Origin of the sequence: Mycobacterium asiaticum (assembly GCF_001673315.1) — a bacterium.
GTDB classification, from domain to species: domain Bacteria; phylum Actinomycetota; class Actinomycetes; order Mycobacteriales; family Mycobacteriaceae; genus Mycobacterium; species Mycobacterium asiaticum_B.
On the sequence record NZ_LZLQ01000024.1, the window covers coordinates 76,519 to 98,663 of the forward strand.

At 63.7% G+C, this 22,145-nt stretch carries 27 protein-coding genes; 9 read left to right on the forward strand and 18 right to left on the reverse strand.

Features of this window, described 5'->3' with window-relative positions; translation table 11 throughout:
• Position 1: 1 nt before the first annotated feature.
• On the reverse strand, positions 2-1,213 hold the full coding sequence (locus tag A5636_RS04090) for an acetyl-CoA C-acetyltransferase (RefSeq protein ID WP_065157417.1): 1,212 nt from the start codon (positions 1,211-1,213) through the stop codon (positions 2-4).
• A gap of 214 nt (positions 1,214-1,427) precedes the next feature.
• Between A5636_RS04090 and A5636_RS04095 the strand changes: the two genes are divergently transcribed.
• A complete protein-coding gene (locus A5636_RS04095; protein ID WP_065157418.1) occupies positions 1,428-2,594 on the forward strand; it encodes a pyridoxal phosphate-dependent aminotransferase in 1,167 nt (388 codons plus the stop codon).
• Here A5636_RS04095 and A5636_RS04100 read toward each other — a convergent pair.
• From A5636_RS04100 to A5636_RS04120, 5 genes are all read right to left on the reverse strand, one after another.
• The gene (locus A5636_RS04100) at positions 2,591-3,025 is read right to left on the reverse strand and encodes an SRPBCC family protein (RefSeq protein ID WP_065157419.1); all 435 of its coding nucleotides are present in this window, start codon (positions 3,023-3,025) and stop codon (positions 2,591-2,593) included. The two genes, A5636_RS04095 and A5636_RS04100, sit on opposite strands and share 4 nt — an antisense overlap.
• Before the next feature lie 63 nt (positions 3,026-3,088).
• On the reverse strand, positions 3,089-3,460 hold the full coding sequence (locus A5636_RS04105; RefSeq protein WP_253900489.1) for a hypothetical protein: 372 nt from the start codon (positions 3,458-3,460) through the stop codon (positions 3,089-3,091).
• Positions 3,461-3,496: 36 nt separating this feature from the next.
• A complete protein-coding gene (locus tag A5636_RS04110; RefSeq protein WP_065157420.1) occupies positions 3,497-3,955 on the reverse strand; it encodes an SRPBCC family protein in 459 nt (152 codons plus the stop codon).
• 56 nt (positions 3,956-4,011) lie between these two features.
• A complete protein-coding gene (locus A5636_RS04115) occupies positions 4,012-5,091 on the reverse strand; it encodes a CaiB/BaiF CoA transferase family protein (protein ID WP_065157421.1) in 1,080 nt (359 codons plus the stop codon).
• A 4-nt stretch (positions 5,092-5,095) separates the two neighbouring features.
• Positions 5,096-5,539, reverse strand: a complete 444-nt coding sequence (locus A5636_RS04120) for an SRPBCC family protein (RefSeq protein ID WP_065157542.1) — start codon at positions 5,537-5,539, stop codon at positions 5,096-5,098.
• Positions 5,540-5,622: 83 nt separating this feature from the next.
• On the opposite strand from A5636_RS04120, the gene A5636_RS04125 reads away from it, so the two are divergent.
• Positions 5,623-7,299, forward strand: coding sequence for an alpha-keto acid decarboxylase family protein (locus tag A5636_RS04125; protein ID WP_065157422.1), 1,677 nt, complete (start codon positions 5,623-5,625; stop codon positions 7,297-7,299).
• On the opposite strand, the gene A5636_RS04130 is transcribed toward A5636_RS04125, so the two are convergent.
• The 6 genes from A5636_RS04130 to A5636_RS04155 all read right to left on the reverse strand — a co-directional run bounded on the left by A5636_RS04130 (position 7,296) and on the right by A5636_RS04155 (position 12,678).
• A complete protein-coding gene (locus A5636_RS04130) occupies positions 7,296-7,508 on the reverse strand; it encodes a (2Fe-2S)-binding protein (protein ID WP_065157423.1) in 213 nt (70 codons plus the stop codon). The two genes, A5636_RS04125 and A5636_RS04130, sit on opposite strands and share 4 nt — an antisense overlap.
• Positions 7,509-7,520: 12 nt before the next feature.
• Positions 7,521-8,153, reverse strand: coding sequence for a fatty-acid--CoA ligase (locus A5636_RS04135; RefSeq protein WP_065157424.1), 633 nt, complete (start codon positions 8,151-8,153; stop codon positions 7,521-7,523).
• A 101-nt stretch (positions 8,154-8,254) separates the two neighbouring features.
• Positions 8,255-9,055 (reverse strand): hypothetical protein, encoded by an 801-nt coding sequence (locus A5636_RS04140; RefSeq protein ID WP_065157425.1) that lies wholly within the window; start codon positions 9,053-9,055, stop codon positions 8,255-8,257.
• A gap of 341 nt (positions 9,056-9,396) precedes the next feature.
• Entirely contained in the window at positions 9,397-10,800 is a 1,404-nt protein-coding gene (locus A5636_RS04145; RefSeq protein WP_065157426.1) for a FadD3 family acyl-CoA ligase, read from the reverse strand.
• Between the two features lie 89 nt (positions 10,801-10,889).
• Positions 10,890-12,080: an amidohydrolase family protein gene (locus tag A5636_RS04150; RefSeq protein ID WP_065157427.1), complete on the reverse strand. Its 1,191-nt coding sequence runs from the start codon at positions 12,078-12,080 to the stop codon at positions 10,890-10,892.
• Positions 12,081-12,258: 178 nt separating this feature from the next.
• Positions 12,259-12,678, reverse strand: a complete 420-nt coding sequence (locus tag A5636_RS04155) for a lipoprotein LpqH (protein ID WP_065157428.1) — start codon at positions 12,676-12,678, stop codon at positions 12,259-12,261.
• Positions 12,679-12,785: 107 nt separating this feature from the next.
• Here A5636_RS04155 and A5636_RS04160 point away from each other — a divergent pair, with 107 nt between their 5' ends.
• Together A5636_RS04160 and A5636_RS04165 are read left to right on the forward strand one after the other, a co-directional pair.
• Entirely contained in the window at positions 12,786-13,541 is a 756-nt protein-coding gene (locus A5636_RS04160; RefSeq protein WP_065157429.1) for an enoyl-CoA hydratase/isomerase family protein, read from the forward strand.
• Entirely contained in the window at positions 13,541-13,960 is a 420-nt protein-coding gene (locus A5636_RS04165) for a hypothetical protein (RefSeq protein ID WP_065157430.1), read from the forward strand. The genes A5636_RS04160 and A5636_RS04165 overlap by 1 nt, the downstream gene beginning before the upstream one ends.
• Here the strand turns inward: A5636_RS04165 and A5636_RS04170 are convergent.
• Positions 13,876-14,577: a TetR/AcrR family transcriptional regulator gene (locus A5636_RS04170; protein ID WP_065157431.1), complete on the reverse strand. Its 702-nt coding sequence runs from the start codon at positions 14,575-14,577 to the stop codon at positions 13,876-13,878. The two genes, A5636_RS04165 and A5636_RS04170, sit on opposite strands and share 85 nt — an antisense overlap.
• 207 nt (positions 14,578-14,784) lie before the next feature.
• Here A5636_RS04170 and A5636_RS04175 point away from each other — a divergent pair, with 207 nt between their 5' ends.
• A complete protein-coding gene (locus A5636_RS04175; protein ID WP_065157432.1) occupies positions 14,785-16,086 on the forward strand; it encodes a cytochrome P450 in 1,302 nt (433 codons plus the stop codon).
• Here the strand turns inward: A5636_RS04175 and A5636_RS04180 are convergent.
• The 4 genes from A5636_RS04180 to A5636_RS04195 are packed head-to-tail and all read right to left on the reverse strand — an operon-like array spanning position 16,079 to position 18,535.
• A complete protein-coding gene (locus A5636_RS04180) occupies positions 16,079-16,357 on the reverse strand; it encodes a cytochrome C oxidase subunit IV family protein (RefSeq protein ID WP_065157433.1) in 279 nt (92 codons plus the stop codon). The two genes, A5636_RS04175 and A5636_RS04180, sit on opposite strands and share 8 nt — an antisense overlap.
• The gene (locus A5636_RS04185) at positions 16,354-16,941 is read right to left on the reverse strand and encodes a cytochrome c oxidase subunit 3 family protein (protein WP_065157434.1); all 588 of its coding nucleotides are present in this window, start codon (positions 16,939-16,941) and stop codon (positions 16,354-16,356) included. Before A5636_RS04185 ends, A5636_RS04180 begins: the two co-directional genes overlap by 4 nt.
• On the reverse strand, positions 16,938-17,768 hold the full coding sequence (locus A5636_RS04190) for a hypothetical protein (protein ID WP_437339799.1): 831 nt from the start codon (positions 17,766-17,768) through the stop codon (positions 16,938-16,940). The genes A5636_RS04185 and A5636_RS04190 overlap by 4 nt, the downstream gene beginning before the upstream one ends.
• Positions 17,769-17,773: 5 nt before the next feature.
• Positions 17,774-18,535: a hypothetical protein gene (locus tag A5636_RS04195; RefSeq protein WP_065157543.1), complete on the reverse strand. Its 762-nt coding sequence runs from the start codon at positions 18,533-18,535 to the stop codon at positions 17,774-17,776.
• Positions 18,536-18,709: 174 nt separating this feature from the next.
• On the opposite strand from A5636_RS04195, the gene A5636_RS04200 reads away from it, so the two are divergent.
• Positions 18,710-19,258: a TetR/AcrR family transcriptional regulator gene (locus tag A5636_RS04200; protein ID WP_065157544.1), complete on the forward strand. Its 549-nt coding sequence runs from the start codon at positions 18,710-18,712 to the stop codon at positions 19,256-19,258.
• Between the two features lie 53 nt (positions 19,259-19,311).
• Here A5636_RS04200 and A5636_RS04205 read toward each other — a convergent pair whose 3' ends face one another.
• Positions 19,312-19,707 carry a hypothetical protein gene (locus A5636_RS04205; RefSeq protein WP_437339795.1) on the reverse strand — a complete coding sequence of 132 codons (396 nt, stop codon included), beginning with the start codon at positions 19,705-19,707 and terminating at the stop codon, positions 19,312-19,314.
• Positions 19,708-19,916: 209 nt separating this feature from the next.
• Between A5636_RS04205 and A5636_RS04210 the strand changes: the two genes are divergently transcribed.
• The 3 genes from A5636_RS04210 to A5636_RS04220 all read left to right on the forward strand — a co-directional run bounded on the left by A5636_RS04210 (position 19,917) and on the right by A5636_RS04220 (position 22,076).
• Complete coding sequence (locus tag A5636_RS04210; protein WP_065157437.1) at positions 19,917-20,786, forward strand: hypothetical protein; 870 nt, start codon at positions 19,917-19,919, stop codon at positions 20,784-20,786.
• A complete protein-coding gene (locus A5636_RS04215) occupies positions 20,783-21,433 on the forward strand; it encodes a hypothetical protein (RefSeq protein ID WP_253900490.1) in 651 nt (216 codons plus the stop codon). Before A5636_RS04210 ends, A5636_RS04215 begins: the two co-directional genes overlap by 4 nt.
• A 121-nt stretch (positions 21,434-21,554) precedes the next feature.
• On the forward strand, positions 21,555-22,076 hold the full coding sequence (locus A5636_RS04220; RefSeq protein ID WP_065157438.1) for a hypothetical protein: 522 nt from the start codon (positions 21,555-21,557) through the stop codon (positions 22,074-22,076).
• Positions 22,077-22,145 lie beyond the last annotated feature (69 nt).

Sequence of the window (22,145 nt, forward strand, 5' to 3'; positions counted from 1 at the left end):
CTCAGACTCGTTCTACGATCGTCGCGACACCCATGCCGCCGCCAATACACAGCGTCACCAACGCACGCCGGGCGTTACGCCGCTCCAGCTCGTCGACCATGGTGCCGAGAATCATTGCGCCGGTAGCGCCCAACGGGTGACCCATGGCAATGGCACCGCCATTGACGTTGAGCTTCTCGTCGGGGATGTTCAGGTCCTTCTGGAACTTCAGCACCACCGATGCGAAGGCCTCGTTAAGCTCGAACAGGTCGATGTCGTCGACGGTCAGACCGGCGCGGTCCAGCACCTTTTTGGTGGCCGGGGTGGGTCCGGTCAGCATGATCACCGGGTCGGCGCCACTGGTCGCGGTTGCCACGATGCGGGCCCGCGGGGTGGCGTTGATGGCCTGCCCCGCCTTTTCCGACCCGATCATCACCAGCGCCGCGCCGTCGACGATCCCGGAGGAGTTACCACCGGTGTGGACGTGGTTGATCTTCTCGACGTAGTGGTATTTCTGCAGCGCCACGTCGTCGAAGCCGCCCATGGCCGCGAGTGCCTCGAAGGCCGGCTTCAACTTGCCCAGGCCCTCCTTGGTGGTGTCGGGCCGCATGTGCTCGTCGTGGTCCAGGATCAGCAGACCGTTCTGGTCGCGGACCGGCACGACCGACTTGGCGAAGTAGCCGCCCGACCACGCCTCGGCGGCCTTCTGCTGGCTGCGCAGCGCGTAGTTGTCCACGTCGTCGCGCGAGAAGCCCTCGATGGTGGCGATCAAGTCGGCGCCGATGCCCTGCGGGACGAACATCACCTCGTAGTTGGTGGCCGGGTCCAGGCCCATGGCGCCGCCATCGGATCCCATCGGCACCCGGCTCATCGACTCGACGCCACCGGCCAACACCAGGTCGTCCCAGCCCGAGCGAACCTTCTGGGCAGCGGTGTTGACGGCTTCAAGGCCGGAGGCGCAGAACCGGTTCAACTGCACGCCGCCGGAGGTGACCGGCATACCCGAGGCCAGCACCGCGGCGCGGGCGATGTCGCCGCCCTGATCGCCGACCGGCGAGACACAGCCCAGGATGACGTCGCTGATCAGGTTCTCGTCGAGGTCGGGATTGCGCTTGCGCAGCTCCTCGATCAGGCCCACGACCAGGCTCAATGGCTTGACTTCGTTCAGCGAGCCGTTGCGTTGCTTACCGCGGGGCGTACGGATGGCCTCATAGATGAAGGCTTCTTCGGACATGTCGATTCGATTTCCTCTTCAAAAGGGAGTGTTTGGATCCGCCTACAGACTAGGTCCAGTAGGAGCACCCTAACAGGGCGCCCCCGGCCAACCTGTTGGTTGGGAGGGATCAGCAGGTCAGGGAGCGCCGCGCGTGACATTGTCGTCGCAGTGGGAGTCGAGCGTGACAGGACAGTCACGGCCGGCGCGATAGGCGCGCTTAAGCTCGACTCCCATGACGGTGCCGAGGCTGCAGCCCTACGCGACCACGGTATTCGCCGAGATGTCGTCACTGGCGGCACGGATCGGCGCGGTGAACCTCGGGCAAGGCTTTCCCGACGAGGACGGACCGCCGGAAATGCTGCGCGCCGCCCAAGAGGCCATCGCCGAAGGCGTCAACCAGTACCCTCCCGGCCTGGGCATGGCTCCGCTGCGTCAAGCCATTGCCGCCCAGCGCCGCCGGAAGTTCGGCATTGAGTACGACCCCGACACCGAGGTGCTGGTCACCGTCGGCGCCACCGAGGCGATCGCCGGCGCGGTCCTCGGCCTCGTCGAGCCTGGCTCCGAGGTCCTGCTGATCGAACCGTTCTACGACTCCTATTCACCGGTGGTCGCCATGGCCGGCGCACATCGCGTCGCGGTACCGCTGGTCCCGCACGGCCGGGGTTTCGCGCTGGACGCCGACGCGCTGCGCCGCGCGGTCACGCCCCGGACGCGCGCACTGATCGTCAACTCGCCGCACAATCCCACCGGCGCCGTGCTCAGCACGGCCGAACTCCGAGCCATCGCCGAGATCGCGGTGGACGCGGATCTGCTCGTCATCACCGACGAGGTCTATGAGCATCTGGTGTACGACGGCCACACCCACCAACCGCTGGCCGGTTTCGACGGCATGGCCGAGCGCACCCTGACCATCTCGAGCGCGGCGAAAATGTTCAACTGCACCGGCTGGAAGATCGGATGGGCTTGTGGCCCTGCGGAACTCATCACCGGGGTGCGTGCCGCCAAGCAGTACTTGAGTTACGTCGGCGGGGCCCCGTTCCAGCCTGCGGTCGCCTTGGCGTTGAACACCCAGGAACAGTGGGTGGCGAAGCTGCGCGACTCGCTACAGGCGCGACGCGATCGGCTGGCCAACGGCCTGATCGAGATCGGTTTCGACGTGCACGACAGTCATGGCACCTACTTCCTCTGCGCCGATCCGCGCCCATTGGGATACGACGACAGCACCGCGTTCTGTGCGACACTTCCGGAGAAAGTCGGTGTAGCCGCAATTCCGATGTCGGCGTTCTGCGACCCGACAGCCCAGCACGCCGATGTATGGAATCACCTGGTGCGCTTCACCTTCTGCAAGCGCGAGGACACCCTGGACGAAGCCCTGCGGCGACTGAGCGCGCTGCGCTAGGCCCCCATCACGCGATTCCGCAGACCTTCCAGCGCGGCGTTGAGGATCTTCTTCCGCGCCAATTTGACCCAGAATTCGGGCAGCGGCGCCAACGGTTCGACGGTGATGGTGAATCGCACCCGGGTCCTGTTCTCACCCACCCGGGTCAGGTTGTATTCGCCATGCTGGCCGTGTTGCTGGGCAGTTCTTTTCGCATCCCAGAGCATCCAGTCCGGACCCCAGTGATATTCCAGCAATTCGGTGTCGACGATGCCCGTCACTTTGATCGTGACCTTGACATGGTGGGGGCGGCCATCAGGGTAGGTGTCGATCACCTCGGCGCGTTTGTGCACCGAGGACCAGGACGGCACCGAGTCCATGTCGGCAAGCGCGTCGATTATCACCTCGGGCGAAGCGTCGATGACAATTTCGGACGATGCTTGAATGGCCATTGCTAATAAGTTAGCAATGCGGTCACGTCCCGGACCACGACGAAACGCCAGGGCCCGGCGAGCTCAGAGCAAGCTTGACGGAACCGCGAGGGTGAGCACCACCAGCATCAACGCCAGCAAGAACCATCCGACGCCCTGCCAGACCCACCAGCGTCCCCCCATCCGCCAGACGCGGTAGGTGCGGACGAACGCGGCGATGCCGCCCAGCAACAAAATCAGCGGTGAGCCGAGCGCTATGGCGTTGCGCCGCAACGCACCGCAGTGCTCCAGCGAATGATCCCCGGACCCGGACTTGCAGCTGCCGGCCCACATGACGGTCAGCAACAGCACCAACATCGCGAGGCCGACCACGGCGGCGCCGAATCGCACGGCGGTCGCGAAGGTTTTCTCGTCCCGGGGCCCGGGCGGGCCCGCCATCGTCGGAGTATCGCTCATGCCCAAGTCGTCTACCCCCCGGCGGACGAACTAATCTCAGCTGCCCGGATCGGCAGCAGGGTCGCCGTCCTCTACCAACTTGCGCAACCCTTCGGTTGCCGCCTCCAACGCTGCCTTGCTGGCGCGCTTGACGATGAACGCGGGGATAGGACCGGCGGGTTCGACGGTGATGTCGAATCGCACCCGGGATTTGTCGACACCTTCAGCCTTGACGGTGTATTCGATGTGCTGCCCGTGTTGCTGGAAGGTGTCCTTGGCATCCCAGACCACCCAGTCGGGTCCCCAGTGGTATTCCAGGATCTCGTTGTCGACAATCCCGAGGATCTTGACCGTCGCCTTCACGTGGTGCGGACGGCCGTCGGGATAGCAGTCGAGCACTTCGACCTTCTTGTGCACCGGAGAGAGCTGAGGCAGCGCGTCGACATCACGCAACGCCGCCATGACCTTCTCCGGCGGCGCGTCGATCACAATCTCCCGCGATGCTTGAACGGCCATCCAGGCCAAGCTAGCAACGCCGTCCCGGTTGCGGGCGGTGTTGCGTCAATTACTCGTTACCAGCCGATTTCGTGCAGCGGCGTGGTGGTGGCGGGAGGCCGGCCGACCGGGTCACTCGGTGTGCGGGAGAACCGCGGCGCGGGCGCGGCCTGTTGGACGCCGTGCGCGGTGATCACGGTGGACCGCCCGGTCAGGTGCGCGTCGAGCGCGGCTTCCGACCAAGTCAATACCGGTGTCACGCATGCGTCGGTCCCCGCGAAGATCTCGGTCCACTCGTCGCGTGTCCGGCCGGCGAATTTCTCGGTGAACATCGCGCGCATGCGCGGAAAAGCTGACTGGTCATGCTGATTCGGCACATCGTCTTCTGACAGGCCGAGCCCGGCTAACAGTGCCTTGAAGAATTGCGGCTCGATGGCGCCGACCGCCATGTACTTGCCGTCGGAGGTCTCATAACAGCGGTAGAACGGAGCGCCGCCGTCCAGCAGAAACGATTCACGCTCATCGCGCAGGGCGCCCGTCGCCTTCATCGTCCACATCATCTGGGCCAGGACGCTGACCCCGTCCACCATCGCGGCGTCGATCACCTGACCCAACCCCGAGCGCTCCCGCTCGTACAGCGCGGCGACGATGCCCAGCAACACCAGCATCGACCCGCCACCGAAATCGGCGACGAGATTCAGCGGCGGCGTAGGGGGTCGGTCGCGATAGCCCAGCGACGACATCGCGCCGGTCTGCGACAGGTAGTTGATGTCGTGTCCTGCCGTCGAGGCAAGCGGCCCGTCCTGGCCCCAGCCGGTGATGCGGGCATAGATCAGCCGAGGATTGACGGCGGCGCACTCTTGCGGGCCGATGCCCAGGCGCTCGCACGTTCCGGGCCGAAAGCAGTCCACCAGCACGTCGGCCTTGGCGGCCAGGTCCAGCAGTACCTGAGGTTGCGTCTTTACGTCCAGGTCGACCACCCGCTTGCCGCGGTGCAGTAGATCGCGGTCCTCGGCGGGCATCTGCAGCCCGCCGGGCCGGCGCACCCGGACTACGTCCGCGCCCATGTCGGCCAGCACCATGCCGGCGTGCGGGCCGGGTCCGATGCCGCCGAGTTCGATGACCTTGACCCCGGCCAGCGGTCCCCCGCGAGCCACAGCGCTACTTGCCCTTTTTGACCTTCAGCACCCGGTTGCGTAGTTCTTTGGTCGCAGAGTCAATGGTGCCCTTGACGGCGCGCTTGAGTACGAAACCGGGTAGCGGGACATTCGGGTCGACGGTGATCTCCATCTTCACCAGCGTCTCGTCGCCCTTGGGCACCAAGGAATACTTTCCGTCCTGCGATTTCTGTTGCCCCGAACTGACCAGCGTCCAGGTCACTTCGTTACCGCTCCAGGTGTAGGCCACCACCTGCTCGTCGGTGATGCCCGCGGTCCGCACCTTCATCTTTACTTTGCTCGGGCGTCCGTCGGCTCCGGTCTCGAGGATCTCGGCGCTCTGATGCGGCTCGGACCAGTCGGGCATCGCCTCGAAATCAGCGATGACATCCAGGATCTCCTCGGGACTGGCTTCGATGACGATGTCGCGGGATTCTTTGATTGCCATGGCCCGCACGATATCGAACCAGTGCCCCGGCGGGGAATAGTCATGTTGCCGAAACATCCTCTGCGGGGCGTACCGTCGTTTCCGTGACTGATCCCGCTTACACCGTCGGCGATTATCTCCTTGACCGCCTCGCCGAACTCGGCGTGACAGAGATCTTTGGTGTTCCCGGCGACTACAACCTCGCGTTTCTCGATCACATCGTCGCGCACCCGAAGCTGCGCTGGGTCGGCAACGCTAACGAACTCAACGCCGGCTACGCCGCTGACGGCTATGGACGGCTACGCGGATTGTCCGCTGTGGTAACGACATTCGGCGTAGGCGAACTCTCGGCCGCCAATGCGATTGCGGGCAGCTACGCCGAACACGTGCCCGTCGTACATATCGTCGGTGGCCCGTCCAAGGATGCCCAAGCCACCCGCCGGGCACTGCATCACTCGCTGGGTGACGGCGACTTCGAGCATTTCTACCGGATCAGTCGCGAAATCACCTGCGCCCAAGCCAATCTCATGCCGGCCACGGCATGCCGGGAGATAGACCGGGTGCTCGAGGAGGTGCGCGAGCAGAAGCGTCCCGGATATATTCTGATGTCGGCCGATGTGGCGCGCTTTCCCACCGAACCGCCGGCGGCGCCGCTGCGCAGCTATTCCGGCGGCACCAGCCCACGGGCCTTGGCGCTGTTCACCGAGGCGGCCGCAAAATTGATCGCCGACCACCAATTGACGGTGCTGGCCGACTTGTTGGTGCATCGCCTGCAGGCGGTCGAGGAACTCGAATCGCTGTTGGCGGCCGATGTGGTGCCGCACGCGACGCTGGTATGGGGCAAGAGTCTGCTCGACGAGAGTTCACCCAACTTCCTCGGCATCTACGCGGGAGCGGCCAGTGCCGAGCGGGTCCGCGCCGCGATCGAGCAGGCGCCGGTGCTGGTGACCGCCGGGGTGGTGTTCACCGATATGGTCAGCGGCTTCTTCAGTCAGCGAATCGACCCAGCCTGCACCATCGACATCGGTCAGTATCAGAGCAGCGTGGGTGACGCGGTATTCGCGCCTCTGGAGATGGGTGCCGCTCTGACGGCGCTCGCCACGATCCTCACCGAACGGGGCATCAGGTCGTCGGCCGTTGCGCCGCCCCCCATCGAGCCGCCGGCCCCCGAACCAGCCCGCGACGAGCCGCTCACGCAGCAGATGTTGTGGGACCGGTTGTGCTCAGCGCTAACCCCGGGAAATGTGGTGCTGGCCGACCAGGGGACGTCGTTCTACGGCATGGCCGATCACGTGCTGCCGCACGGGGTTACCTTCATCGGCCAGCCGCTCTGGGGCTCAATCGGTTACACGTTGCCCGCCGCCTTCGGCGCGGCGGTGGCTCATCCGGAACGCCGGACCGTCCTGCTGATCGGAGACGGGGCAGCACAACTCACCATCCAGGAACTCGGCAGCTTCTCCCGGGAGGGGTTGTCCCCGGTCATCGTGGTGGTCAATAACGACGGTTACACCGTCGAACGCGCCATCCACGGCGAGACGGCTCCGTACAACGACATCGTGGCGTGGCAGTGGACCGATATGCCGAACACGCTCGGAGTGGTCGATCACCTGACGTTTCGGGCGCAGAACTACGGCGAACTCGACGACGCGCTGACCGCCGCCGCCGCGCATCAGGACCGGATGGTGTTTGTCGAGGTCGTGCTGCCCCGACTGGAAATCCCTTACCTGTTAGGACAACTCGTCGGATCCATGTCGCCGCCCGGCGACAGCGACCGGCGCTAGTCCGGCTGGCAACGACCCGCCGCGGGTTCAGCCGAGGTAGCCGCGCCGTGTTCAGCCGAAGCGATGATCGCGCGCACCGTGCGTCGGCACCGCCCGCAGTCGTCGCCGGCTCCGCAGGTGGAAGCAACCTGCTTGCACGTCGTAGCCCCGGCCGCAACGGCGTCGGCCACCGCTTGGCTGGTGATGCCGTTACACAGGCACACGAACATCGAATGATCCGCTTACTCTGCTGTTTCGATCCGCATCATGTCGAAGTAGCGTCCGACGAACAGCGGTGGGTAGGCGCCCGTCCCAGCCCCGCCCGTCATCCACTGGGCCGTGGCATCCGGATGGTCGATCCATTGCCGCGCACCCTCTTCGTCCGGGAACTCCTGCAGGATCAGCACCTCGTGGGAATCGTCGAAAGCCTGGAATACCCACGTTTTTCGGATCCCCGCCGCCGCGAACCGGTCCATGGCGAAGCCGACCTCCGCGGTCAACGTCGACACGTCCTGCACTGAGGCGAATGCGGCCAGCACCACTCCGGGTGCCTTCGGTACCGCGGGTGGGGTGGTGACGAACCTCTCGACGATCTCGCCGGCGAATACCGCCGGAATGTCGTCGACGCCGGCCTCGTCGAACCAGTCGAAGAAAACACGCGACTGCAACAGTTCCACAATCGGCTCGCGGCTGTGCACACCGATCATCACCAGGACGCGGCCATAGTCGTGCGTGGAGAGGTAGACCAATACGTGGTGGGCGCCGATGTCGGCGAGGGCCGCCTTGTTGCGTTCCAGCAGCGGCCACACCCGCGTCGGGTCCGGGATTCGGTAGTCCGACGCGATCACCATCGAGTGAATGTCGCCGTTACTCATTGGCGCCGCTCCTCCTCATCGCTGCGCTCTGCATCGTCACCGGCGCGACTCATTGGCGCCGCTCCTCCTCATCGCTGCGCTCTGCATCGTCACCGGCGGGGTCACTGGATGAACTCGACTCTCGACATCTTGAGCTGCCCGCCCTCGCGAGTGACCGTCACGATGAGCCGGTACTTACGTGGATCCTGTTTGACTCCGGCCGCATTGGTGACTTCCGAGGTGCTGGCGACCAATACCACCGCAGAGTTGGCAGTCACCGAATCTAAGTCGACCGCGGAGGCGCGAACGCTGCCGTGCGAAATCACCTTTGACTCTCGAAGGGTGTCGGTGAAGTCTTCGGCAGACTTGAGGAAGTCGTCTTTGAATGTTCCGGTGGAGATTTCGAGGATTCGCTGCACGCCTTCTTTGGCATGCTCGTAGTCCAGCGACGTCAGGGTCACCACAGCCTTGCGCGCGGCCGCCGCGTATTCCGCTACCCGCTGGCGCTCCAGGACGGCGTTCTTATGCAGCACCATCATCTCCACGCCGGCTCCGATCGCAGCAAGAGACACCATGACGGCGAGCACCGAGGCAACCAGGAACAACCTCGGTCGGATCAGCAGGCCGCGCCCGCGAGCGGGCGGGGCGACAGGCCACAATTCGGCACCCTGGCCGGCTAATCCATCCGCATCAGCGTCAACTGAGCGGGTGTCCACGACTGCAGTGACCGCCTCTTCGGTGGCGGGCCCTCGGGTTTGATTGTCGGCTTCCTCCGAAGTGACGGCCTCGGCCTCGCGACGCGCGCGGATCGCTCGGGCGCGGGCGGCAGCGGCGCGGGCTTCGGCTTCGGCGGCCTCAGCTTCGACTTGAAACGTCAGCGCCCGACTTCCGGCGGCCGTCGAGGGCGCGGGGCGTCTTTTCACCGGAACTGATTCCGTCCCGGGAACATCGAACGAAACTGCTCGCCGCCCAACCAAACTCCCCTACCGCTTGCCCGTCGGGCGAAGATCCCGTTGTCCGTTGACCGACGCCATTCGAGAAGCGACGGGCGTCGCCATGGGCTCACCCTACTCGTCGCAGCCAACGATGTGCGATCGAATGGTGCGTACCACCCGTCGCGCCGGCGGCCTTGGAAAGTGTCTTGTACTTTCCACCAGACCAAGCCCCTTTCTGCGCCTCCTCGTTAGCCAAAAACCATCGCGCGCGGGGGAAGTAATGCCATTCACGCGTGCACCTGGGGTGCACGCATCCGCCTACACTCGCGCTAGATAAGCAGGTCTTTCACCACCTTGCCAGTGGCATTGAGCGGCAATGCCTCAAGAAATTCCACCGACCGCGGCACCTTGAATCCCGCCATCCGCTGCCGGCACCAGTCGATCAATTCCGCCGCATCGACGGGACCCTTCCGGACCACGAACGCCTTGCCCACTTGCCCGAGTCGCTCGTCGGGCACGCCTATCACGGCAGCCTGCGCGACGGCCTCGTGTCCGATCAATAGGCCCTCGATCTCCGCCGGATAGGCGTTGAAGCCGCCGACGATGAACATGTCCTTCTTGCGCCCGACGATGCGCAGGCGGCCCGCGTCGTTGAAGGTGCCCAGATCTCCCGTATGAAGCCAGCCGTCGCTGTCGATCGCTTCGGCGGTGGCGGCAGGGTCATCGAGATAGCCCTGCATGACCCCGTAGCCGCGCACCAACACTTCGCCGTCGTCGGCAATGCGGACCTCGACGCCGGCACAGGGCAGACCGGCGGTGGTAGCCACATCCTCGAACGAATCACCAGGCCTGGACAGGGTCACGTTGCCGGCCTCGGTGAGGCCGTAACCGGTCATCAACGTCTGGAACGGCAGCTCGTCATGGATGCGCCGGACCAGTTCGACGGGGATGTCGGCGGCACCGGTTACCCCGGCCCGCAACGTCGCCAGTCTGGCCTTGTCGGCGACCGTCAGCAGCGAATGATAGAGCGTCGGCGGGCCCGGAAGCATCGTGATACGTTCGCGTTCAACGAGATTCACCACCGCTTCGACGTCGAAGACCGCCAACGGCAACATCGTCGCGCCTCGCAAGAAGGACGTGACAAGTCCAGCTTTCAGCCCGAAGGTGTGAAAGTAGGGATTGATCTGTAAGTAACGGTCACCCTGACGGAGGTCGGCAAGCGTCGCCCACTCCTCATACATCCGCAACGTCTGGCCGTGGCTCATCATCGCGCCTTTGGGACGACCGGTCGTGCCCGAGGTGAAGATGATGTCCGAGATGTCAGCGGCGCTCACCGAACGCTCGAACGGCGAGCCGCTGGAAAGAAAGTCGGACTTGAGGTCGATGACCGGGGTCCCCGCCGGTACCGAGTAGTCCTGGCCGAGGAATCCCGACTGGACCAGAACAGCCTTCACCCCGCTGCGGGCGATGATGTCGTTGGCCTCGGCACTTTTGAATCGGGTGTTGACCGGCACCAGTACGCCACCGGCGACGAGCAGACCGAATGCCGCGACGATCCACTCCGCCGAGTTGGGCGCCCAAATGGCCACCCGGTCCCCTTTGTCGATCCCGAGGTCCGCAAAAGCACCTGCAGCACAACGGATTCGGTTGACAAGCTCGCCGAATGTGTAGCGCAGCGGACCGTCCACAACTGCTTCCGCGTCGCCGAAACGGTCCGCCGCGCTCAAGACCATCTCCGGGATGGTCTGCCACGGGAAGGGATCCGGCCTAATTGCCCGCCTCCCCCTCAGACCGCTGCGCGGTCTGCATCTTCACCGGCGCGCTACACCGTGACGAGTCGACCGAGGTTGCCGCCCATGATCTTTGCCTGGTCCTCGACGGACAGGTGCGACAGCGCGTTGATGTAGAACGTCGGCTCGGCAAGCCCTTCGGGGTGCGGCCAGTCCGACCCGTACAACACCTGGTCCACACCGACGAGATCGACCAGATCGTCGATCCCATCCTCGAAGAAGGGGCTGACGTGAATACGACTCTTGACCATCTCGACTGGGTCGCTCGGGAACGCTTCCGGGGCTTTCCGGAATACCTCTGCCAGACCGTCCAGCAACGGGGTCATCCACTTCGAACCCGCCTCGACGATCGCGACCTTCAGCTTCGGGAAGCGGTACAGCGCACCGTGGATCACCCACGAGCCCACCGCGTCCTGGATCGGCCGCCACTCGTTGAGGATGCCCATCGCATTGGTTTGGAACGGCAGCATTTCCTGTTCGGCGCCGTCCCACTCGGAGGTGTACCGGGAGTAGCCGCTGTCGCTGGAGTGCATGCCGACCAAGAGGTCGTACTCGACGACCCGCTCCCAGAACGGGTCGAACTCCGGCACCGCGAACGATCGGGGGCCGCGGAACCCGGGGACCGGAGCCGGGCGGATCAGGATGGCGCGGGCGCCACGCTTGACCGCCCATTCCAGCTCCTCGATCGCCTTCTCGACGATCGGCAGGGTGATGACCGGGGTGGTGAAAATGCGGTTCTCGTAGTTGAAACCCCATACCTCGTGGAGCCACTCATTCAGCGCATGGACCAGGACGTGGATGGCGACCGGGTCATCACGCAACCGCTCCTCGAGCAGGCTGGCCAGAGTCGGGAACATCAGGGTGCGGTCCAGACCCAGCTCGTTCATCTTTTCCAGCCGGGGGCCGGGTTCGAAGAACGCCGGGATCGCGCGCATCGGTTCACCGAACAACTCGCGCTTGCTCTTGCCCTCCGGGTTGCCGTACTTGAAGTACTCCTCCCAGGCACCGGGCCGTGCTACGACCTCGAAGGTGGGGTTGGGAATGTAGTTGCTGATCTGGCCCCGGATGGCAATCTTGGTGCGCCCGTTGACCTGCACGTACTGAATGTGGTTCTGGTACTCCTTGGGCAGGAACTTGGTGAGCGCCTCCGGCGGCTCGTAGAGGTGGTTATCCGCGTCAAAGATCGGAAACGGAACATCTTCCCGATGCGACAACTGCCCCATGAAATCCTCCTTCGCATTTTGTGAGAATACTATTCTCTTGCCCAGACATTAGCAATGCGCGCTGGCGCCGAGGGGCGCGGCCCGGTCACGCAACGAGCAGCGCGCCATGCCTGGTCCGTACGCGGCCGGGCAGACCAATCGGTCGGTCGGTCAATCGGTGACCCAAAAGGTCAAAAGGTCAGCACTTTGCGCTTATCTTGAACTCCGCAGTCGCCGGTTCGGCCGGATTCGCAGTCCTCGAGCCAGCCGCAACACCAGTGATCAGATAACTGTTGCCGTCGAAGCGGGTGTTGGCGGCATCGCCGGCGCCTTGGGAATACATGCCGTCGAAGCCGCCCACATTGTGGATGCGGGCGGACTCGGCCACTGCCCGCGGCCCGCGTCCATCCACGACAACGGTGGCCCCGGAAAGCTTGTGGCCAATGTGAATGGTCCGGTACCACTGCACCTGGGTGCAGCTCACGACATCGAATTTCGCTTGCACTCCGTTGACCGTGACGGATGCGCTGCTAGCGAGCGGGGTCTGCTGCGGTGATGCGCAACCTCCCAGCGCGCCGGCACCGAGCACGGCAAAGGCAGCCACGATAGGGCAACGCATCGGACCACCTCCATCCACCTTCGGAAGTCTTCGGCCTGCAGCGATGATGCTATTCTCCCAATTAGAGAATGCCAATATCGGGTGTCTTCGACCAAGGAGCAATCGCCATGGTGGGCCTGGAGGTCGACGAGTCCGGCACCGGCGTCGCGGTCCTCACCATCGATCGCCCCCACGCACGCAACGCAATCTCGTTGGACACCATGCGGGAGCTGGAAGAAGCGATCGATGCCGCCGCGGGAGCTCGAACCCTAGTCATTACGGGCGCCGGAGATCGGGCGTTCGTATCAGGGGGCGACCTAAAGGAGCTCAGCGCGCTTCGGACCGAGGAAGACGCCTCGGCGATGGCCAAACGGATGCGGTCGGTCTGCGATCAGCTTGCCAACTTCCCGGCTCCTGTGATCGCCGCGCTGAATGGCCACGCCTTCGGGGGCGGTGCCGAAGTCGCCGTCGCCGCCGACATTCGGGTGGCCGCCGACGACATCAAAATCGCCTTCAACCAGGTGGCGCTGGAAATCATGCCCGCCTGGGGCGGGGCTGAACGACTGGCCGCACTCGTGGGAAAGGGCCGGGCGCTGCTGCTGGCGGGCAGTGGGACCGCCCTCGACGCCGTCGAGGCCGAGCGGATTGGCCTGGTGGATCGAGTGCTGCCCCGCTCGTCGTTCGACGAGGGTTGGCGATCGATCGCGAAGTCGCTGGCCCGTTACCCGGCAACGGAAATTAAGCGCGTAATCAGCGGAGTTTCGCCCGACGAGGCGATAGCATCTTTTGCGCGGCTCTGGGTTGCAGACGCACACTGGTTGGCCGCGGAGAAGGTAACGAACCGCACGGCCAGTCCGCGCCCTGACGGTCGAGGAGCGACGTGATGTCCAGGTTGTTGAGCGCGATCTTGGTCGCATTCCTGGCAGGTGGGGCGGGCTCGTTCTTAAGCGCCGGACGGGCACACGCCGATGATCCGATCATGCATCACGTCAAATACACGATCACGGCAAAAAATCCGATCTACGCCAACATTTATTACATCGACCAAGAACCGGCGATTTTCGCTGATTACAGCCACGATCCGTACCGCTTCACTCCCAACGTCCAGGCGGATGTTGCCCCGGGCAAACCATGGAGCTTCGAACTGAATTTAGCCAAACCCGAATACTGGGCGATGGTCGTCGTTAACACCGGCACCGAGCCGGGCACGCCGGAGTTTCACTGCGACCTGTCGGTGGACGGGGCCGTCGTCGTGTCCAAGGACGGGCCCAGGGGCGTGCTCTGCTCCATCCGGAACTGGTGAACCACCCAGGTCGGCGGGATGTCCGCAATCGGCTGCGGCTCCCCCTCCAGCCGGCGCAGTTGATCCTCGACGAATTCCAGCGTCTCGGGGTGACCGCCCGATATACCCATCGCCTGCTCGAGCACCAGGAACCGGGACAAGCTGGTCATCAGCACGGTGAACACCACCGGCGGAACGAAGTCGGTATCCACCTCATAACGACGCAGCGCAGCCGCCACCACCCGGCGTTGTTCCTCGCGAAAGCGTTCTGCGTAGTACGCGATTTCGGCTCGCATCTCCTTGCGGTGATTGGCCAGCGCCATGAACTCCATCGAGATGCGGGTGAAAGCGGGATCGGTTCCGAATCTCCACAGGGCCCACAACGGCTGCGGCAACTGCAGCAGCCGCGCCTGCGCCAGCAACCCCTCCTCGGCGCGCCGCCGAAAGACCTCCAGGAAAAGCTCCTCCATTTTGCGGAAGTAGTAGTGGACCAGCTGAGGCTTGAGTCCGGCCTGCTGAGCCAGCCGTCGCGACGTCACCGCGGCGTAGCCCTCTTCAATCATCAACTGTTCGGCCGCGTCGAGCAGCAAGCCGCGATTCTTCGCGTCCGGCGCCCCGATCCTGCGGGCCGATGTCATGCCGATACCCCGTGCTCTCTGAATTCCCCTAGCGGTCAGGCCGATCGTAGCCACTGGCATCGGTCCGGCGCGTGATCTTGACCATGACAATATTGCCATGCTAAGCAGGTGCTCAGCAGACTTTGCTAGTTCGGGCGACGCCAGCTTTCGTCGCCGACTGACCATTTGGCGACACGGTTCTGGGGCCGGCTTCGGGAGGAATGCACGATGAGCAGTACCTACGACACCATTGACTTCTTCACGGATCCGTCGCTGGTACCCGACCCGTACGCTTACTTCGATTACCTGCGCGACCAAGGTCCGGTCCTGCGGCTTCCCCATTACGGGGTCGTCGCAGTCACCGGTTACGAAGAGGCGACGGCCGTCTATAAGGACACCGAGTCCTTCTCGAATTGCGTAGCGCTCGGCGGGCCCTTCCCGCCGCTGCCGTTTCAGCCCGATGGCGACGACATCAACCACCAGATCGACGAGCACCGGCATTGTTTCCCGATGTTCGAGCACATGGTCACGATGGATCCGCCGGACCACACCCGGGCGCGGTCGATCCTGAGCAGGCTGCTGACGCCGAGCCGGCTTAAGCAGAACGAGGAGTTCATGTGGCGCCTCGCCGACCGCCAGCTCGACGAATTCCTGGTCAACGGCAAGTGCGAGTTCATCAGCGAATATTCAAAGCCGTTCGCCACCTTGGTGATCGCCGACCTGCTCGGCGTCCCGGAAGAGGACCACAAGGAGTTCCGGGTGGTGTTAGGTGCCGACCGCCCGGGACGCGTCGGGGCGTTGGACCACGAGTCGGTGGGCGTCAATCCACTGGAATGGCTCGATGACAAGTTCTGCTCCTACATCGAGGACCGCCGCGCGCACCCGCGCGAGGATGTCCTGACCTCCCTGGCGACGGCCAAGTACCCCGACGGGTCGACGCCTGACGTCATCGACGTGGTCCGGTCGGCCACCTTCCTATTCGCCGCCGGCCAGGAGACAACGGCCAAGCTGCTCAGTGTCGCGCTGCAGGTGATCGCCGACCGTCCCGACATCCAGCAACAACTCCGCGACGATCGAAGCCTGATTCCAGGGTTCATCGAGGAATCGTTGCGCATGGAAAGTCCCGTCAAGAGCGACTCGCGACTGGCCCGCCGAACCACTCAGGTTGGCGGAGTGCACATTCCGGCCGGGACCGTGGTGATGCTGCTTCCAGGCGCGGCCAACCGCGATCCCCGCCGTTTCGACAACCCGCACGAGTTCCGCCTGGACCGCAAGAATGTGCGCGAGCACATGGCTTTCGCGCGCGGGGTGCACTCCTGCCCGGGTGGGCCGCTCGCTCGGGTAGAGGGCCGCGTCTCCATCGAACGCATCCTGGACCGGATGGCCGACATCTCGGTCGACGAGACCGAACACGGTCCGGCAGGCGCACGCCGCTGGTTGTATGAGCCCACCTATATTCTGCGCGGGCTCAACAACCTGCACCTCACGTTCACACCACAGGACCCCCCTCCTGGACGTCCTATCAGTTGATCGCCAGGCCGATGAAGTAGCTGCCGAACAACCCGGCCGCGATCAGCAGCACCCAGGCGTCGGTGAGCCGGCTCAGCAGCGCGGGCGCGTGCCGGACTTCCATGAACTCGCGAAATATGATGCGCACCTTGATAAGTGCGATGACGATCACGCTCGATGTCACAATCGCACTGGTGCTCGTTGCCGAGCGGTCCATCACCAGATAACCCGACGTGAGGGCGGCCAGCACCGCCCAGGCAACCAGTAGCCTCTTGTTGAACTTCACCGTCACCTCACCGCATACAGCAACGCAAAGATGAGCACCCAGAGGAAATCAACTGTGTGCCAATACGTTGCGCAGGTTTCGACGAGCACCTGGGATTCCCCAGACCCGCGGCGCGCGCCGCAGAGTCGATAAACGATGACGCCGAGGACAACGAACCCGATCAGCAGGTGAATGAAATGGATGCCGGTAAGAAAAAAGTAATACGCGAAGAAGTCGTCGCTGTCCGGGCCGTGCCCCTCAGAGACCAACCGGGTCCACTCAAACACCTTGCAGCACAGAAATACTGCGGCGAATGCGGCGGTGATGAGTACATCTCTTAGTGCTTCCCGATAGGCGCCGGCGCGGGACGACTGAACGCACCGCGCCACCGACCAGGAACTCAACAGCAAGACGAGGGTGTTAACAACGCCGGTACGCAGGTCCAAGTGTGTCTGCGAGTGCAGGAAGAGCTCGGGACTTCGGGTGCGGTAAAACAGGTAGAAGCCGAAATAACCTGTGAAGATCGATGTTTCGAACAACACGAAGGCCCACATGTCCGGCTGGCCCGGCACGAAAGGTGCGTCTTTGTTCTTGTCAGCGAGGTCGGTCATGACGCCGTCACCCGCTTCACAGGCCCGTCGGGCAGTACCCCGGTACCGAGGTCTTCCCGCCGAATCATCCTGAAAAGCATGACAACGAACGTGACCTGGTAGATGCCGAACACGACCATGTCCAGCCACCATGCGATTTGGCCGTTCCAGGCCAGTACGCCACGGCGGAAAATCCAGCAGGGTGCCACGACGACCTCGGTCAACGCATTGCACAGATTGAGATAGCCGAACCACTTTGGAAAGACTCGATTCTTGTCGATCAGAATCGCGACCATCCAGAGCAGCGACCCGATCAGGAACACGCCCATGGTTCCGTCGAACGATAGAAAGGCGAAGTCGTAGAGCCAACCCATCACCTGAGGATCTCGATCGGGCCGCAGCGTCCCGACGACCAACGCGATGCACAACAGCAGGAGGCCAGGCACCGCACTGAACGAGTAGATGAGTAGATACGAATACCCGAAGATGGGGCTGACCGACATGCGGCGCATCGAATACGCAATGAGAGCGTTGTTCACCGCGGTCATACCGGTGATTGCGAATACGACGCCCAAGCCGATCGGTATGCCGAGCTGGCGTTCGGAGAACCAGTGCGTCTGCGTCGCGAGGTCCCAGGTAGGTTGCGGCGGGGGCTGGGCTCGCGCCAACACGAAGACCATCGGAAAGAAGAGGTTGTAGAAGACGACGAGCGTCCACCAGGCCAGCCACAACTCACGCTTGGGGTTGTGCCGCAGGTGCCACGCGATTCGGCGATGCAATCCACCTGCGGGGGGCTCTGAAACAGGCCCGGAATCCAGTGGGGCCCCCGACTCCGGTGAAGTCGCCAACGTACTCATGCGCCGGCAAGTTCTGCTGTGCGGCTGTGGATCTCGGCGCGTTCTCGATACACCGCCCGCCCCAGTACGCCGCCCATCACTACGACCCAGACACCGATGGCGATGTTTTTCAACCAGAACGACAACGCGCCGTCCCACGCCAGCGGGCCTGTCAAGGAAACCCCGACGAACGACGCCGGCACGAGCGCTGCGGCAACCAGGAGGTTGAAGTAAGCCACCCAGCGGGCGAATACGGGCTGGGGCTGATCGTCGAAATAGATTGCCGCCGCCAGGATCACGCTCTGTCCGATCAAGAAGGGAACCACGACGGTGAAGGTGACCCAGGCGAAATCGTTGAGCAATTGGGTCAGCTCAGGACTGCGTTCCGGGCGGAAGGCGGCCAGCAGCCAGCAGACGTCGGCGATCAGGAAGAGGGTGGGTCCGCCTGCCGCGCAACCCAGCATCGCGTAGGAGAAGATCGGCGTGCGATGGGCCATCCTCCGGATCTGCATTGCGATGAGCGCCAGAATCGGAATCAGGCACACGCCGAACCAGTTGAAAAGAACCATGCTGTAGCGGATTTGGGGGGTGCGGGCCGGATCTCGATAGAACGCCGCAACCTGCTCCGCGGACATCGTGGGCGACATGGGCGGGCTGAACCCCGGGAACAGGAAGAATGCGGCGATCCAGATGACCACCGTCACGGGCAGTGTCCACAGCAAGATCAGTTCGCCGTCGATTCGTCTCGGTGAATGGCGCGCCGCGGCGGCCTCGGACATCAGCAACTCCCTCCGGTGGCATGCTCGCTCGGCCCGTCAGCCGAAAGTAGCCGATCGGCTAGGGGCGGTCAATAGCCGATCGGCTAGGCTCTCGGTGTGGCGTCCAAGCAGGCTGGGAGTCAGACCCGCAGCCGGTTCCGTTTCATTGCACGCAGTGCCGCACAGACGCGTGTCCTGGACGCGGCGCTGAAATTGATCGCGGAGCACGGAGTCGGCGGAACCTCGCTGCAGATGATCGCTGACGCGATCGGCGTCACTAAGGCAGCCGTCTATCACCAGTTCAAGACCAAGGAACAGATCGTCGTTGCCCTCACCGAACGCGAACTGGGCGGCCTGGAAGAGGCACTGGAGGCCGCCGAGGCCCATGAGGACTTTCCGCGAGCCCGAGAGTTGCTCCTGGGTCGGGTCATCGACCTCGCCATCGAGCGTCGCGGCGCGGCGAGCACGCTCCAATTCGATCCGGTCATTGTGCGGCTGCTCGCCGAGCAGGACGAGTTTCAACAGTTCATCGCGCGGCTCTACGGCGTGCTGGTCGACGACACGTCCGAGGACGCGCGGGTATCGGCCGCCGTGCTTTCGGGCGCCATCGCGGTCGGCGTCATGCACCCCTTGGTCGCAGACGTCGACGACGACACGCTGCGTTCGCAGCTGCGTCGCGTCATCCATCGGCTGATCGGTGCGACCGACGCGGCTGATGAGGTCAGTTCGGGTACCGGCAATTAGATGCCGGCGTGAACACCGCGCAATGCACGCGGTAGCTACGCAAAGTGGAAAGGCTAAGTGTCGGCGCGCACCCAGGTAGTGACGCCATCGTGAGCTATGCAAATGAGGAAAAGGCCATCGGGCGCCTGCGCGACGTAGTTCAGCCACTGGTGGCACTCGGCGCCCTCTTCCTTAACCCCCGCCATCGGAGGTGACCGGAACCATCGCGGCTCGTACCTTCTCGGGGAACCGCAGAACATCAGTCGCCCAGCTTCTGGCGCGGTGGGCATGCTGTCGGTACCAAAGGCGTAATAGGTGGTGTTGTCACACGGCGTGCCCAGAACCTGATGCCCCATGATGCCGGGGGTGCACTCGGGATAGTCGCAGACAGTCGGCCCGGCAAAGGACGGCGGCGCAGCCAGGAAACCGACACCAAGAAACGCAGCAAACAATGCCACGATGGATCGCACGCCATAAACTTTGCCACACCCGAAAGCTTCTGAAAAGCAAATTCTCCTGATCGGAGAACACGGCGAGCCAGCCGGCCGCTGACCGCGGGCAACCTCGAATACCACTTCGCTTCGCTGCCCGGCGCGGCCGGATTTCCGCACGACAGACGTCGAAGGCAGCTGCCCGATAAGGGCGTTCAGCTTATGTCAGAGTGATAAGCTCGTTCTCCGTGCGTGATCCAGATGGGCCTGACACCGACCACGGTGAGGACCCGGAGGGCGCGATGGATCCCGACGAACCACAGTCCAGTTCAGTAAGCGACTCTGGCGCTGAGGACATCTCGGAGGCGGACGCACAAGACGAAGTGGCGAAAGCTGAAGCACAGGCTGAGGCGGCTCGCGCACGCCTTGCCCGGCTGCGCCGGGTAGCCGAAGTCGACGCCCCGGAAGACGACGCGAAAGGCGACGCGGAAGACGGCCCAGCGGAAGACGGCGAAGCAGAAGACGACCGCGCGGCCTCCCGAGACGCGGCCGCCAAGGTTGAGCGGCGCCGCCCGAAATGGAGGGCACGGCCACTGGGGCTGCGGCGATCTCGGCGAACGCGGCGGAGCCGCCGACCCGGCCGGAAGGCGGTGGCAATCGGCGTCGGCGTCGCGCTTGCCGCGACCTCCCTCGGCGCCATCGGCTACATGCAGCAACAGCACCACACCATCGCGCACAAACGGCGACTCTCCCAGGACTATGCCGCGGCGGCCAGGCAGGCAGTCACCACGCTCATGTCTATTGACGCCAACCACGCCAAAGACGACATCCAGCGAATCATCGACGCTTCCACCGGCCCGCTCAAGAACCAAATCTCTGTGATGTCAAGCCTTATGCTCGAGCAGGCCCAGGAATCAAAGACCATCACCAAGGTGAATGTGGAGGCGGTCGCCGTGGAGTCGGTGACCGACAGTTCCGCGGTCGCGCTCATCGTGGCGAAATCCGAAGTGACCGAAGCGGATAACAAGAAACGGCCGCCGCAACTGTGGCGGCTCAGCATGGAGATCGTCCGCGACGGCAGTCAGTTCAAGATGTCGAAAGTCGACTTCCTGCAATGAATGTTGAGCAGGACTCGTCGGTCGACACCGCAGGAGCGCACGACGACAGCACGGACGACAGCCCGGAAGCCTCGGCTCCCGACGAGACGGGCGCACCCCTCTCGCCACAGCGACCGGCACGTTCCACCCCCCTGAAGGCTGTCGGTCGATGGACTCGCCGGTGCTTGGCCAAGTGGCGTTCGATACTCGCGACGGCGTTGGTCGTGGCCACCATCGGCGCTGCCGCCGGCCTGTTCTTCGTTCAGTACCGTCCGGATCAGCAGATGAGCGACGCCGCTGCGCGCCAAGCAGTTCAGGCGGCTTCGGACGGTGCCGTGGCGCTGCTGTCCTACTCCTTCGACACCCTTGACCGCGATTTCGCCTCCGCAAAGTCACGTCTGACCGGCAATTTCTTGGCTTACTACAGTAAGTTCAGCGAACAGATCGCGGCCGGGGCCATGCAGGGACAGCTGACGACCACCGCCAAGGTGATCCGGGCTGCCATTTCGGATTTACATCCCGGTTCGGCTGTCGTTCTGGTGTTCGTCAACCAGACCACCACGAGCAAGCGAAAGCCGGAACCCATTGAGGCCCATAGCAGCATCCTGGTCAGGCTGACGAAGATCAACGGTTCTTGGCTTATCGCAAACTTCGACCCCGTCGGGTGAGCGCGGCAATTTTTAGCTCCAATCGGCATTTTTTCGGGACTGGAGCGGTGTTAACCTCATTTCAGAAAGCCGTAATGGGCTTAACCTTGTCAGTCAATAATTGCGCGTCGAGGAGCACCTGATGCGTCCAGTTCGAACACTTCTCGCCGCAACCGCGATCGCTGCTGCCGTACTCGACGGTTTGGGCGCAGCAGCCACAGCCGGGGCAACGACCAAGGAAGAAGTGGCGGTCAACGGTACATTTCGCGTCACGTCGATCGGTGATTGGGCCCAGACCAATGACCAGTACTACGGCGAGCCAACGATCTACCAGACATGGACCATCAGCTCGTCATGTGTCACGTTTCAGGAATGCCACGGCACGGTGTCGAGCGACCAGGGCTGGAGCGCGCCTTTATACATGAATGACGGGGTCATGTGGAAGGTCAGACGCAATGTGCCGAATTGGGAGCACTGCGAGGACGGCACTGCCTATACCGGCGAGCAAACCTTCTACTTCTACCCGGTAGATACCAACGGTGAATATAAACTCGGGTCGCCGGTGATGGCCGGGAAGGACAAGACGTACGGTCCCAGCGGCGCCTGCGGGCAGAACCAGTGGCTCGACATCGCGATGCCGCTGCGGTTGGACCGCCTAGCCTGAAAGCACATTCTTAGTCGGTTCACGGCGGCGACCCACGAGCCGCTGTGCACTCGGTGCGTTGGCGATCGC